At 68.1% G+C, this 12,540-nt stretch carries 13 protein-coding genes; 7 read left to right on the forward strand and 6 right to left on the reverse strand.

What is annotated here, in order from left to right; genetic code table 11:
• Window positions 1-20: 20 nt before the first annotated feature.
• The gene (locus tag ACQP2F_RS32890; protein WP_433294356.1) at window positions 21-1,562 is read right to left on the reverse strand and encodes an asparagine synthase-related protein; all 1,542 of its coding nucleotides are present in this window, start codon (window positions 1,560-1,562) and stop codon (window positions 21-23) included.
• Window positions 1,563-1,649: 87 nt separating this feature from the next.
• Window positions 1,650-1,808 (reverse strand): hypothetical protein, encoded by a 159-nt coding sequence (locus tag ACQP2F_RS32895; RefSeq protein ID WP_433294358.1) that lies wholly within the window; start codon window positions 1,806-1,808, stop codon window positions 1,650-1,652.
• 195 nt (window positions 1,809-2,003) lie between these two features.
• On the opposite strand from ACQP2F_RS32895, the gene ACQP2F_RS32900 reads away from it, so the two are divergent.
• The 3 genes from ACQP2F_RS32900 to ACQP2F_RS32910 are packed head-to-tail and all read left to right on the forward strand — an operon-like array spanning window position 2,004 to window position 4,528.
• Complete coding sequence (locus tag ACQP2F_RS32900) at window positions 2,004-3,389, forward strand: helix-turn-helix domain-containing protein (protein ID WP_433294360.1); 1,386 nt, start codon at window positions 2,004-2,006, stop codon at window positions 3,387-3,389.
• 48 nt (window positions 3,390-3,437) lie between these two features.
• Window positions 3,438-3,728 (forward strand): GNAT family N-acetyltransferase, encoded by a 291-nt coding sequence (locus tag ACQP2F_RS32905; RefSeq protein ID WP_433294362.1) that lies wholly within the window; start codon window positions 3,438-3,440, stop codon window positions 3,726-3,728.
• Window positions 3,725-4,528 carry a hypothetical protein gene (locus ACQP2F_RS32910; RefSeq protein WP_433294364.1) on the forward strand — a complete coding sequence of 268 codons (804 nt, stop codon included), beginning with the start codon at window positions 3,725-3,727 and terminating at the stop codon, window positions 4,526-4,528. Before ACQP2F_RS32905 ends, ACQP2F_RS32910 begins: the two co-directional genes overlap by 4 nt.
• Before the next feature lie 153 nt (window positions 4,529-4,681).
• Here the strand turns inward: ACQP2F_RS32910 and ACQP2F_RS32915 are convergent, their stop codons facing one another.
• On the reverse strand, window positions 4,682-5,506 hold the full coding sequence (locus ACQP2F_RS32915) for a 5'-3' exonuclease (RefSeq protein ID WP_433294366.1): 825 nt from the start codon (window positions 5,504-5,506) through the stop codon (window positions 4,682-4,684).
• Window positions 5,507-5,779: 273 nt separating this feature from the next.
• Between ACQP2F_RS32915 and ACQP2F_RS32920 the strand changes: the two genes are divergently transcribed.
• Both ACQP2F_RS32920 and ACQP2F_RS32925 read left to right on the forward strand, forming a co-directional pair.
• Complete coding sequence (locus ACQP2F_RS32920; protein ID WP_433294368.1) at window positions 5,780-6,229, forward strand: hypothetical protein; 450 nt, start codon at window positions 5,780-5,782, stop codon at window positions 6,227-6,229.
• Between the two features lie 134 nt (window positions 6,230-6,363).
• Window positions 6,364-7,038, forward strand: coding sequence for a YdcF family protein (locus ACQP2F_RS32925; protein WP_433294370.1), 675 nt, complete (start codon window positions 6,364-6,366; stop codon window positions 7,036-7,038).
• A 38-nt stretch (window positions 7,039-7,076) separates the two neighbouring features.
• On the opposite strand, the gene ACQP2F_RS32930 is transcribed toward ACQP2F_RS32925, so the two are convergent.
• From ACQP2F_RS32930 to ACQP2F_RS32940, 3 genes are all read right to left on the reverse strand, one after another.
• Window positions 7,077-7,952 carry a phosphotransferase family protein gene (locus ACQP2F_RS32930; RefSeq protein ID WP_433307685.1) on the reverse strand — a complete coding sequence of 292 codons (876 nt, stop codon included), beginning with the start codon at window positions 7,950-7,952 and terminating at the stop codon, window positions 7,077-7,079.
• Between the two features lie 151 nt (window positions 7,953-8,103).
• Window positions 8,104-8,478 (reverse strand): creatininase family protein, encoded by a 375-nt coding sequence (locus ACQP2F_RS32935; RefSeq protein ID WP_433294372.1) that lies wholly within the window; start codon window positions 8,476-8,478, stop codon window positions 8,104-8,106.
• Between the two features lie 470 nt (window positions 8,479-8,948).
• Window positions 8,949-10,373, reverse strand: a complete 1,425-nt coding sequence (locus tag ACQP2F_RS32940) for a serine/threonine-protein kinase (RefSeq protein WP_433294373.1) — start codon at window positions 10,371-10,373, stop codon at window positions 8,949-8,951.
• Window positions 10,374-10,553: 180 nt separating this feature from the next.
• On the opposite strand from ACQP2F_RS32940, the gene ACQP2F_RS32945 reads away from it, so the two are divergent.
• Both ACQP2F_RS32945 and ACQP2F_RS32950 read left to right on the forward strand, forming a co-directional pair.
• A complete protein-coding gene (locus tag ACQP2F_RS32945) occupies window positions 10,554-11,429 on the forward strand; it encodes a PIN domain-containing protein (protein WP_433294376.1) in 876 nt (291 codons plus the stop codon).
• Between the two features lie 88 nt (window positions 11,430-11,517).
• Window positions 11,518-12,513: a hypothetical protein gene (locus ACQP2F_RS32950; RefSeq protein ID WP_433294378.1), complete on the forward strand. Its 996-nt coding sequence runs from the start codon at window positions 11,518-11,520 to the stop codon at window positions 12,511-12,513.
• The last annotated feature ends 27 nt before the right edge of the window (window positions 12,514-12,540 follow it).

The raw sequence follows: 12,540 nt of genomic DNA on the forward strand, positions 1-12,540 counted from the left end.
GGTAGATCGTGAGACGCCGATCAGGCAGGTACCGGAGTGGGTGATTCGGCGTGCCCGAAGGAGCTCAGCGCCGCCTCGAGGGCGATCACGTTGCAGACCGAGTTGTCGCCCGGCGCCGGTGTGCCGTCGGCGATGCGGGTGGCTGCGGCGGCCAGCTCGTCCGGATTGAGATAGCCGTCGTCGATCAGCGGGGATCCGCGGTCGAGCATCGCTCGGAGGAAGGCTGCGCCGTGCCGGTGCAGGGCTTCATCCATGACCGGTTCGAAATTCTCCCGCAAGGGCGGGTCGACCAGATAGGGGCCGCACCCCACGCGTTCGAGGCGGGCCACGTGCAGCCGTTTCAAATACCGCCACGAGTACGGCAGCCATTCGCCAAACCGGATCAGGGCAGGGTCGGCGAGCGGATGGATCGGCCACATGCCGGCCCGCAGAATCGGCGGGGCGACGCAAGCCGTGGCGAGCAGGGTCACCTCGTTGACGATGGACGCCGGGGCGGTTCCGGTGTCGAAGCCGCCGCGCAGGTCGCGGCTGTGCGGGCCGGTCCAGGGCAGGTCGAGGGGGTCGATGCCCAACGGTGCGCGGGACAGTTCAGCGGCGGTGAGCGCGACCATCTCGTCGCCGCCGATGCCTGTGGCGACGGTGCGGACACCGCGTGAGTGCAGCAGGCCGAGCAAGGTGGTTTTGCCCTCGTCGTACAGCTCGTCGTAGGGGGTGATCAGGGCGCGGGAGGCGCGGCGGCCGTCCGGCCGCAGCGGCAGGTTGTCGATCATCTTGGTGGTGACGTCCGGGCCGAGCCGGAACAGGTCGATCATCTGTCGGCGGCGGTCCTGCTGCTGGACGCCAGCCGCCCCAACGATGATCATCGCGGCGGCGGTGATCTGGCCGGGGTGTGCGGCGCCGAGGCTCGCGGCGATGTTCGCTGAATCCAAGCCGCCGGACAGTTCTACCGCGGTGGTGGCCGGGTCGTAGACGCGCCGGCTCAGGGCTAAGTCGAGCAGCTGTTCGTAGGCGGCGACCGGGTCGGCGCCGGCCGTTAGTTCGCGAGGGCGGCCGTGCGCGGCCGGCAGTGGATAGCGCATGCCGAGCCCGTGTGCGCCGAACACGGCCTGGCTGCGTTCGGTGAGCCAGTGCAGGCCCTGCCACAGGGTGTCGTGGGTGTATCGGAAGGTGGTGGACAGTTGCCGTACCACCTCGTGCTCGTTGAGCGCGGCGTGCCGGAGCGATGGGGCGAGGTCGGCGACGTCCCACGAGCCGTACAGGACGGTGTCGGTGACGATCAGGTACAGCGGGGCGACGCCGCGCACGCCAGCCTCAATCCACATCGTGCCGTTGCTGGGCTGGATGGCAATGAAGTCGCCGGGCCATCCGACGTGGTGCGGCTGCCCAGTCAAGGTGGGACAGCGTTCGCGGATGATCATCGCGGGGCTGGTGTCGTCCGGGCCGAGGACTTCTACGGCCGGGTGGGTGTATGGCTCGATCCACGATGTGCCGGCCTGCCACTGCCGGCCGGTCCAGGTCCACGGGCCGGCGATGTCTCGGGGGTGGATCCGCAGTTTGATCATCGTTCTCCGCTCGCGTGCGCTGCTGGGCTGGGGTGGCGCAGGCCGGGCGCCCTCGGCAAGCGGCGTCCCGGCCTGGCGAGGGTGCGATCAGGTGACGATCTCGTCCTTGGTGTGGGCGGTGTCGGAACTGCCCTTCTTCTTCTTGTAGCTGGTCCTCTCCTCCAGGACGGGGACGGTCAGCGGCGCCGGCCCGGTGAACAGTGCCGAGACGACGGCGGCGGCGTCGGTGTCGTGATCAGTGACCATGTGGTCCTCCTTCGTCGGGTGCGACCGCGTCAGCAAGAGAGTGGGCGATGCTGGGCGGCCGGGCTGTGGGCCTGCATCTATCAACGCTCATCAGTGACTTTGTGCGACAGGGTGCGTGCAGGCAGTGACAGCGTTTTGCAAAGGTTGAAAATCCGCAGGGGTGCCACGATCAGCACCAACCGGTACGGTCCCGGCATGGAGCACGCCCCGCTCGTCGCTTCCACCCACCCCGTGTGGGCCTCCGCGCACGTCGCCGCGGCCACCCGCGCCGACCAGCCCGGCGCGGTTATTCGCCTCGTCCGGCAGGCCGCCGGCCTCACCCTTGAGCAGCTGGGCAGCCTCTATGGCTGTTCCGCATCTACGCTTTCGCGCATCGAACGCGGGCAGCCGCCCGTCGACCAGATCGGCGTACGGCGCCGCTTGGCCCACCTCCTCGGCATCCCAGACGAGCTCGTTGGCCTGGCCGCCGCTCCCGCGCGACACGCTGCGCGTGCTCCGCAGCCACCATCACAAGCCGATACGCTGCCGGGAGGAGCACACGACGGCGATCGGAGCCCGATGAGACGACGCACCCTGCTCACCGGAGCTGGTGTCAGCGCAGCCGCACTCGCGGGTCTCACCAGCAGCCCTGCCATGGCAGCTGGCCCGCAGCCGGCCAGCCTTGACCGGCTGCTGCTGGCACCCAGCACGCCCGCCGCGATCTTGACCGACGACCGGGCGGCCAGTGCGGTGGCCGGCGCCGCGCAGGCATATCGCGACGCCCGATATGGCACCCTGGCCGCCGCGTTGCCACAGTTGCTCGCGTCCCTTCACACCAGCCGCGACGCGGCTGACGGCCACCGAAAAGAAGCGATGGCCGGGCTGCTGTCGCGCGCCTACGCGGTCGCATCATCGTTGGCCACCAAGCAAGGCGACGACGCGATCGCATTGACGATGGCGGACCGGGCGCGAGCCGAAGCGCTCGCCGCCGGCGACCACGCCGCGCTGACCGCCGCCACCCACGTGCTGGCGATCACGATGCGCCGCGACGGGCACCACACCGGAGCGCTGGACCTGCTGCTCGGCACCGCCGCCCAACTTGACGTCGCTGACAACGACCCGGCCGTGCTCGCCGCGTACGGGACACTGCTGTGCACCGCGGCGTACACCAGCGCCCAGGCCGGGCAGGCCGTCAACGCCGACACCTACCTGAGTGAGGCGGCCGCAGCCGCTGACCGGATCGGCGACCATCAGGGCGCAGGAGTCCACCCGTTCACGCCGACGACGGTGACCATCTACCGGATCGGCGTGCACACCACGCTCGGCGACTCTGGCGCCGCGCTGCGGCACGCCGCCAGCGTGGACCCGGCCCGGCTCCCGACCGCCGAACGCCACAGCCGCTACCTGGTCGACACCGCGCGGGCGTGGCATCGGCATGGCCGGCCCGACCGGGCCGCGCACGCGCTACTCGCTGCGGAACGGCACGCGCCGGAGGACGTGGCCCGGGCCAGCGTTCGGGACCTGGTTACCACCCTGCTGTACGCACCGACGCCAACACCGGCCGCACTCCGGGGGCTCGCCAACCGGATCGGAGTCAGTTAGATCAGTTGCTTGCCGCTCCGGTCGAGGGACTGCGCTCCCGCTGCAGGCGTGGAAGTGGTCCACGCCGAGCGCCGGCAGCAAGGGTTCGCTCCGGCGCTCCTCGACGCCGTGCGTCTGCGCGGTGGGCAATGGGGTTGCCGGCGCCTCTACCTCCCATCCGGACCGAACAATGAGGCCGCCCTCCGGACGTGGACGGCTCTGCGGTTCAGCAACCTCGCCGGCGACTACACGATCGGCGGTATCGCCGTCACCCGAGCTTTCATGGGGTCCGGCCGCGACGGTGCAGTGTTCGAGTTGCTGCTGCCTCACCGCCTCGTCGAGCACGAGGGCGGCAGGTGACGGTCATCCGGACGGCGTACGAGGCCTTGCCGAGCATCGTTCATGCCCAGGTGGAGGAGCTGACCGGCCCGGTCCGGCACGTCACGGCCGCGAGCAGCGGCCTCAACAGTGCCGTCGCCGCGACCCTGCACACCAACGGCGGGGCGTTCTTCATCAAAGCCCTGCCGGCCGACGCGCGGTGGGTGTGGACGCAGCAGCGTGAGGCTGGCATCGCCCCGTACGTGCGGACGGTCTCCGCGAATTTCACCGGACGGATCGTGGCAGCGGGCTGGGACGTTCTGCTGTTCAGCGCGCTCGAAGCCCATCACCATGCCGACTACACGCCCGGCTCGGCAGACCTTGCGGCGACGGCCGCGTTGCTGAGCGAGCTCGGCGCTCTGCCGTGCCCGGCGATCGAGCTGAAACACGCCGACCAACGCCTTGCCGCCTACGTCGAGCGACCCGGCGATGCGCTGTTGTTTCGCGGCGACGCGCTGCTGCACACTGACTGGAATAACACCAACGTGCTGGTCGACCAGGGCCGCGCCCGCCTGGTCGACTGGGGCTGGGCCACACGCGGCGCCCCGTGGCTCGATGCCGCCTACTGGACGATATGGCTCATCGCCGCCGGTCATGCACCCGCCGACGCCGAGGCATGGGCCGCTCGGGTCCCGGCCTGGAGCCGGGCGTCTTCCGCGGCGCTGAACGTGTTCGCGGCGGCCAGTGCCCGCCTCTGGTCAGAGATCACAACCAACAGCACCGATGCGTGGACTCAAACTCTGGCCGAGGCCGCGAACGCGTGGGCCAGCTGGCGGAGCTGACCACGACCCCGAGGTCGGCATGACGCGAGTCGATCGGTTGTCTTCTCGGAGCCGGTCTGCGGCACGCTGGAAGCCGCGTCGTTGGCCTGGGCCGAAAAAGCTTCTGTTCAGGCCGCCGAATAGCTCGATGCCGGAAGGTGCTGACCGGCTTGCTCACCAGAGTTTCAGGGACTCCAGGATGCTTGCGGCGCGTGGCATCGGCGGCGTGGTTTCGTCCGTGATCAGGCCGGGGCTGATCGGGACGGTTCGGTTGAGGCGGATCATGTCGCGCCAGATCAACAGCTGGAGCCACGCTCGGTTGATGGCGGCGCCACGTACCCCGTGGAGCCGGTCGCTGCTGGGGAGGTCTTCCAGGTGCAGGCCGCCAGCGAGCAGGGTTGCGGCGGTGTGGGGGCCGATGCCGCGGATGCCGGCGATGTTGTCGGCGGGGTCGCCGGTCATGGCGCGGTAGTCCGGCCATTGTGCGGGCGTGACGCGGTAGCGGGCGACCAGCGTCGCGGGGGTGATCTGGCGTCGTTCGGGAGTGAGGATGGTGATCGTGGGTGCCGCGAGCTGGTGCAGGTCCCGGTCGCCAGACAAGCAGATAACGGTGCGCCCGCGGGCGGCGGCGATGGTGGCCAGGGCGGCGATAACGTCGTCGCCCTCGCTGTCGTCGATCTCGACCCAGGTGATCCTTAAGTCGCTCAGAGCTTCCTTGATCGGTGCGAGCGAGGCCAGAGGCATGTGATCAGCATTCATGCGGGTGGCTTTGTAGCTGGGGTCGAGGCGGCGCCGGGCCGCGGCGCCGTTCTCGCCGTCGAACACGACGATGATCTCGGCATCGGGAACGGCCTCGCGGTGGGTTTTGCGTAGCAGGGCCAGGAAACCGAAGACGCCGGTGAGATCGCGGCTGCGATCCCGGGAGTGAATGCGGGCGGGGAACCCGAACCAGGCCCGGTACAGCAGGTGGTGGCCGTCAACCAGCAGCAGCGGTGTCATCAGTGTCGCCTCCGGACATGAGCGCGGTTGTGGAGCGCCGATATCCGTGGCGGGGCGGGCACGTCTTGCCCTGATTGCGAGGCGAGCCGTGGCAGCGACCTTACTGGTTCGGCACTACGGCGGAGGGTTGACGCGCCCACGCGAAGGCGAGACGCGGTGGCGCGTCACCAGATAGGGGTGAAGCTCCGGTCGTCTTCCCCGAGAAGGGTGACGTCTCGAGAACGGGCGACTCTGCGCCCGGGCGCTGCGTCGGCGGGCGGATACGATCGCGGCGTGGGCGGTCCGGTGCGGCGGTGGCGCGACGAGACGTGCGGGATCTGCCCTGCCCAGCTGTTGAGGCCGGGTGGTTTCGATGTGGTGACGCGGCCTCGGACGGAGTTGGCCTACCGGCCGGATCTCGGGTGGCGGGCGACCCCGGACGGCGTTCCGGTCTGTGTGCACCCCTTCCGGGTCGGGCTGGCGCCCGCCGCGTACGCCTCCGCCGGCGTTGCGGTGCCGAGCGTGTCTGAGGCGGAATTGCTGCCGCCGCCCGAGGCGCTCGTCATGCCCGAGGATCTGGCGGATTTGAGCGCATGGATGGTGGCGCACCTGCGGATCGCCAGCCGCGACGAGATGTTCAGCGTAGTGGCCAGGTTGGAGCGACAGGCCGGCGAACGGTTTCCGGCCGGCGAGGTCGTCGCCGTCCTGCGCCGGGTGCTCACGGTCGAGCTCACCCGCTTCTGATCAGCCTCGGCGGGGCGCCCGAGGCCCCGGCCCGACCACTCGTACGCCTGTGCGATCATCCAAAGTCGTCGTCCGCGGCTCGGACTTCTCGCCGGCGGCCGTGGCGGGTTCTCGAAGACGGTGAAGGGAGCGGCGTGTCTTCACGTGCGGTGCGCATCAGCGACGCCCAATGGACGGCGGCCCACCTGCTGTGGCGCTACCACCAACTTCAACAACCGTTGAAACCCAGTGACGCCGCGATCGTCTTGGGCAGCCACGACCTCGGCGTTGCCTCGTGCGCGGCCGACCTATACCAGCAGGGATGGTTTCCATACGCGGTGTTCAGCGGCGCGAGCAACCCGATCCGCCCCGAGCTGTTTCCTGACGGCGAAGCCGTGAAGTTCCGGGACCTGGCGATCGCTGCCGGTATGTCCGAGGCGCGGGCACTGGTGGAGCGGCAGGCGACCAACACCGGCGAGAACATCACCCTTTCGAGGACCGTGCTGGCCGAGGCCGGAATTCACCCGACGACCGTGATGCTGGTGTGCCGCCCCTACGACCAGCGGCGGGCGTACGCGACCTGCCGCAAACTCTGGCCGCAGGTGGAGCCAGTCTGCGCGTCGCAGGTCATCGGGTTCGATGACTACCTTGAAACGATCGGTGACGAGCGGCTGGTCATCGACATGCTGGTCGGCGACGTGCAGCGCATCCTCGAGTACCCGGCCCGGGGATACGCCGTCTCCCAGCCCGTGCCGGCCGCCGTCCTGGAGGCTTTCACGCTCCTGCGGGACGCGGGCTTCACCAGCCGCTTGTTGCGTCCAGCCGGGTAGCCCTCTCTTCGCCGCGATCGTGCGAAGGCTCGGCACCATCAGCGAGGCAGATCGCCGAAAGCGGTCCAGCGGACGCTGGAATCGCCGTCACGTACCGAGGCCAGTCGCCGGGCGAACTCCTCGGCGACGCCCGGCCCGGAGGCCAGCAGCGGCACCCCGCCGACGATCATCTTCAGCTCCCGCGCCTCGCGCAGCAGCGGCCACGCCGGGTCGGTGGTGATGTCGTACCCGTAGGCGGCGGCGAGTTTTGCGTGCGCGCCGCTGGCGTCGAAGCGCAGCTCATTGGCCGGTGCCGGAACGAGGTCGACCTGCCACGGCCCGGCAGCGGTGGCGTCGAAGTCGCACAGCAACACTCGCCCGTCCGGGTGACGCAGCAGGTTGCCGGGGTGAGCGTCGCCATGCATCAGCGAGCGGCGACTCGCGGCGGCGAACCCGGCCAGACGCGGTTCCAGCCGGTCGCACCAGTCCAGAAGGTAGTCGCGATCGGCGTCGCCGAGGGCTTCAGCGTCGACGATGCGGGCCCGGGCGTCGCCGATCGGATTCCAAGCCGGCACGTCGAACGCCGGAAGGCCGAGCGCGTGGAAGCGGCGCAGCACGGTGCCGAGATCGCTCCCGTCCGGGGCCGGTGTGCCGGCAGGCACGAGGTCCCAGATCGTGGCGAGCAGGTCGCCGTCGGCGACCGGTTGGGGCAGACCGGCGGCCAGCCGGATCGTCGGTGCGTCGATGGCGGCGAACCAGGCGCCCAACGCGACGTTGTTGTGGACCCGGGCATGCAGGGTGTGTGAGCGGGTGATCCGTATGACCAGGCCCGCGTCCGGGAGGGCGAACACGGCGTTGTTGGTCAACTGCAGCAGCGTCGCCGTGTGGAAATCCACGCCGATGTGGGCGGCGATCCGATCGAGCGCCTCGCGCATCGCCGACTCCCCGAACCGGCCTCCTGCAGTGCCCACCATCCGATGCTAGGCGGCTGCGCGCCGAGGCACCCGACAGCCCACGGTTGAGCGGCTGGGGCCGGGGCCGCGATGTGGTGAGGTCGCGTTCGCCGTACACCGCCGGAAGCGGCGTCTATTGATCCTGGTCGCCGGGTGCGGCGACGGCCTGGAAGTGGTGGCGGAACGAGGTGGTGAGGCTGTCGAGGACCGCGTGTCCTTTCTGTGCGGTTGCCGCCGAGGGCCGGCCGATCACGCCGCTGTCGGTGTAGGCGGTCATCCCGTGGCTCAGGAGCAGACGGCGGTCGTCGGCGACATGATCCTGTTCCGGGCCGCCGGTACGCACAGCGTCCGGATAGGTCACGAGCAGGACGGACGCTTCGAGTTCGCCGGCGTGCATGTCTTCGTGCCCCGTGGTGGCCAGGGCGGCGTCGCGGCGGGCGGTGTCCCAGTCGGTTCGGGTCGGGAACAGGATCATCGACCGTGGGGTGTGGGCGTTGGCGGTCTGCACCACGTTGCTTTTACCGACCGTAAGCGACCGCCCGAACGCCCTGACCTGCGCATTTACGTAGATTACATGTCCATGATGAGATGGCAACGAAGGCTCGCCGCCTTGCTCATGTCAAACCGATCATGTTGGCTCCAGGGACGCTGGCTTCAGCTGGCCGGCCGGACTTCCTCACCTCCCCATCGGGGCCGACGCAGTCCCGCCGACCTGGGCGGCCCTGGCTGTGTCACACCGGCCTGCACAGTGTTCGTCTCCGCAATGTTTCTCTGCCGGTCCGAACTGTTGTCAACCAGCGGCTGCCCAGCCGTGCTGCTTTTCGGTAGCTTTCGCCGCCCGCGGTAACGTCTTGATGCCCTCTCGGTAGTTGCTCCGATGGGGGACGCGAGCAGCGCTGGACGGCGACCTTGTGATCAGCGCTGACGTTGGTTCTCGCTGACCTCAGGCGAGGGCGAGCCGCCGGTATGGACAGATGGTCAAGCCTGGGTGATTGCCTCACGTAAGAGATCGACGATCACGTCGGGGCCAAGCGGGCCGCTCACCATCGTCCACACATGCATTGACGGGCGGAGCATGTGTTGGCGTTGCGCCTGGAAGACGTGCCAGGCGAACCCATGTTGTCGATCCCGCGGGCCGTAGTCGTAACGGGACGGGGTCAAGCTCGCGGTGAAGCGCAGTACCGACCAAGACAGTCGGCCGTCGCGTACCTCGCACACGAGGTTCGCGTACGGGCCCGTCGCGTTCGGCGCAGCGCTTACTGTGCCGACGAGAAGCAGCGGATCACGCTCGGGGATCTCCAGGTCTGGAGCAGATTGGGGCCAGACCTCCACGACCAGCCGTCCCTGCCCACAGCGCAACTCCAGATCAAGTCCGTTCCGCACCTCGAGTTCGGCCTCTGGCAACGCCTCGCGTACCTGATCGGCTGCCTCCTCCAAGACGTCGCGAAGATCCGCGAGGGCCTGGCTGATCTGCTGACCGAGCAAGGCCTGTTTGGCCTTCAGCGCAGCGCCGGTGGCTTCCTTCTCAGTATCGCGCCGCTGCGCCGCGAGGGCTGCTTCCCGTAACGCCTCCCGCTGCGGCTCCAGACGACGGACAGCATTGTCAAGGGTATCCACCACGGCCCGAGCGTCCTGCGGGCGCTGGGCGGGATCTTTACCGAGTAGCCGAAGCACCAAGCGGCGGACCATCGACGGAACCGCGTCCAGCAAGGATGGTGGTGGTTCCTGTTCGTGTAGGCGGGCGAACTGCTCTTCGTCAGTACCGACGTAGGGCTGGTGGCCGGACAGAACTTCGAACGCGAGGACGCCCAGGGCGTAGAGGTCGGTCTTGACTGTCGCGGGTCTGCCCGCCCAGATCTCCGGAGCCTTGTACTCCGCCGTCCCTTGCCCACGGAACGTGTAGCGGTTCGTGGACACGCGAAGATCGCGGGAGATGCCGAAGTCCGCCAGTTTCCATACGCCGTCGACCTGGAGCACGTTGGCTGGCTTCAGGTCACGGTGCACCACCGATGCTTGTGCAAGCTCGGACAGACCCATTGCGACCTGCCGGATCACCTCGATGCCAGCCGGAATATCAAGGTCTCCGTCACGGATCGCCTTGGCCAACGATCGAGTTGCACGGGGCATCACCAGCAGCAAGTCCTTGCCTGCCCGCCCGACATCAAGCAGTCTCATCACGTGTTGGGCTGGCATGTCGGCCAAGATCTGACCGATCTCGACCTCCCGTTCGCGTAGTCGCCGCTCACCTTCGACATCCCAGGGCAAGGGAATTCGCTTTACAGCAACCGGATGACCATCAGACCTGGCGCCCTCGAATACCTCGCCGAAGGCACCAGGGTCTCCAAGCCGGGCATCCGGGTCGTAGGACCACTGCCCGCCGTGATCGCCATCGAAGAACTCCACGACTGCGATGATCGCAGACAACGTGGAGGCGGTCGGGCTCGACGGGGGTTGCGACACGATGGACAAGCCCACCGGCACTCATAACCGTTGGTGGGGCTTGCCGGAACGAGACCCCCGGGAAACTCCGAGGCGCTGCAATTGTCTCCGGTTCCGCAGATCTTTGATGGGAGGATCCCCGGCATGAGATTGAACCCCGGGGTCACGATTGCCCGCGCCGACGAGGTGCTACGTACCGCCGAGATGGAGTGGGAGAACGCCAAGGGCGGGAGCTTCGGATACTTTCGCTCCTACATCGACGTCGTCGAGAAGACGTACACCCCGTTGCTCGAGTGTTTCGCCGAGCCCGATCTCGCCGGCGCCATCCGCGGCGATGCCTATTGGCACCTGCTCTCCCTCGACCTGGCGTTCCGCTCGACCGTGACTCTACTGGTCAGCGACCTCCCGCCGAGCATGGCACCGGATAATACGGATATTCGACGCGCGAACAATGAGGCGCACCGCCGGGTCATCGACGACGCGATCCGTGAGCTCGCTCAGGCGCGCGCCGAACTCAACACCCTGAAGGAACTCGCCGCCCGACCGGGCCTGCCCCTAGTCCTCGACACGAACGTCTTTCACACCTGGGAACGGCCCGACCAAATCGACTGGCCCGCTGTTCTACGCGGATGGAACGAGCCAGACCGGGAGGCCCGCCTCGTCGTGCCCCTACGGGTCGTCGACGAACTCGACAAGCAGAAGTACGGCGACGGGTTCCTCGCGCGGAGCGCCACCAAGGCCGTGCGCTTCCTGCAACAGACCCTCGCGGGCCGTACGGGTGAGGCGGCGGCGATTCGCCCCGGCCGCAGCGCCACGCTCGAGGTGTGGATCCAGACCGAGGACCGCGGCGGCGACGCCGACCTGGCCATCCTGCGCTGCACATCGGACCTCGACGGAATCCGGGACGGCGGCGCGCGCGTCGTGACCGGCGACCTCGGCATGCAGTTGCGTGCCGAGCACATGGGCCTACGGGCACGACTCCTGCCCGACAGCTACAAGAAGAAAAGGGACGACGACTGACCCAAGCCTCGCCCGGAGACCAGTCACGATGCGTTCGAGACCCGAGAAACCTGTGGCACGCGATCCGGACCGCTGCCAAGCTGCAATCGTGCCTGACACCTTCTACACCGACCGGATCGGCCAGGTCGCCCCACGCACCAGCGAGGAGATTTCGCTCCCGGCCTGGCGCGGCGTCGTCGTCCTGATACAGCAACAGCTGGACAACGGCGCACTTGCACATGCCTACCCCGAGTATTACTGCACGGACGATCCCGGTCGCAACACGATTACGGGAACGGACCGCAAGGGCTTCTTCAACGCCCTCGAAGCCCACGTGCCGCAACTGATCGAGTCCGCAGGCGACCCAGCGGACGGCTGGGCCCGCCGATCTGCCAGGACCCCACTGGATCCGGACATCATGCCAGCCACTGCCACCGTGCTGGACCTGATCGACTTCGTCGCACAGAACATCGAACAGCCGAGCTCCACTATTCGCCACAGCTGGAACGGCGACCACACTCACTACTACTTCGGCGAAGAACGCGATCCCATCCATGCCGGGCAACTCACGCCAGAGCAGGAAAGGTTCCAGGACAAGATCGATCAGGTCTTCAGACGCAACGGAATCGCGTTCACCTTGGGCGACGACCTACGCATCCGCCGTCTCGGACCGCCCGAAGCCCGTGCCCTGATCACCGACTTCCGCCCGAACACTGGCGACCCCAAGCTCGACGAGTTGTTCAACGACGCCTTCGCGCGGTTCGTCTCCCGGTTTCGCGCAGATCGCCAAGACGCCCTCGAAAAGCTCTGGGATGGCTTCGAGCGTCTTAAAACCCTCCAACTCGGCGGACAGAAACAGAACTCCATCGCGCTGCTCCTCGACAATGCAGCATCGGAACCATTCCGCACCGTCCTCGACGAGGATTTCAGGGCCTTGACCAGCATCGGCAACCGATTCCGGATTCGGCATCACGAGCACGACCAGCAGGAGCTCCCGAACGACGACGCTGGAGACTACCTGTTCATCCGGTGTGCGAACCTCATCGCTCACATGCTGCGCCGGACGGGCCGCATGGCTGCCGCCGACGCGTCGCTCCCGCGATAGGTTGCTGACAACCCGCACCGCTTGAAG

It is taken from the genome of Actinoplanes sp. CA-030573 (genome assembly GCF_050951115.1).
In the GTDB taxonomy this organism is placed as follows: domain Bacteria; phylum Actinomycetota; class Actinomycetes; order Mycobacteriales; family Micromonosporaceae; genus Actinoplanes.

Coding starts and splice junctions, on each gene's coding strand:
- ACQP2F_RS32890 (WP_433294356.1), bottom strand. CDS start 1,562: ATGATCAAACTGCGGATCCACCCCCGAGACATCGCCGGCCCGTGGACC.
- ACQP2F_RS32895 (WP_433294358.1), bottom strand. CDS start 1,808: ATGGTCACTGATCACGACACCGACGCCGCCGCCGTCGTCTCGGCACTG.
- ACQP2F_RS32900 (WP_433294360.1), top strand. CDS start 2,004: ATGGAGCACGCCCCGCTCGTCGCTTCCACCCACCCCGTGTGGGCCTCC.
- ACQP2F_RS32915 (WP_433294366.1), bottom strand. CDS start 5,506: ATGACACCGCTGCTGCTGGTTGACGGCCACCACCTGCTGTACCGGGCC.
- ACQP2F_RS32930 (WP_433307685.1), bottom strand. CDS start 7,952: ATGCGCGAGGCGCTCGATCGGATCGCCGCCCACATCGGCGTGGATTTC.
- ACQP2F_RS32945 (WP_433294376.1), top strand. CDS start 10,554: ATGAGATTGAACCCCGGGGTCACGATTGCCCGCGCCGACGAGGTGCTA.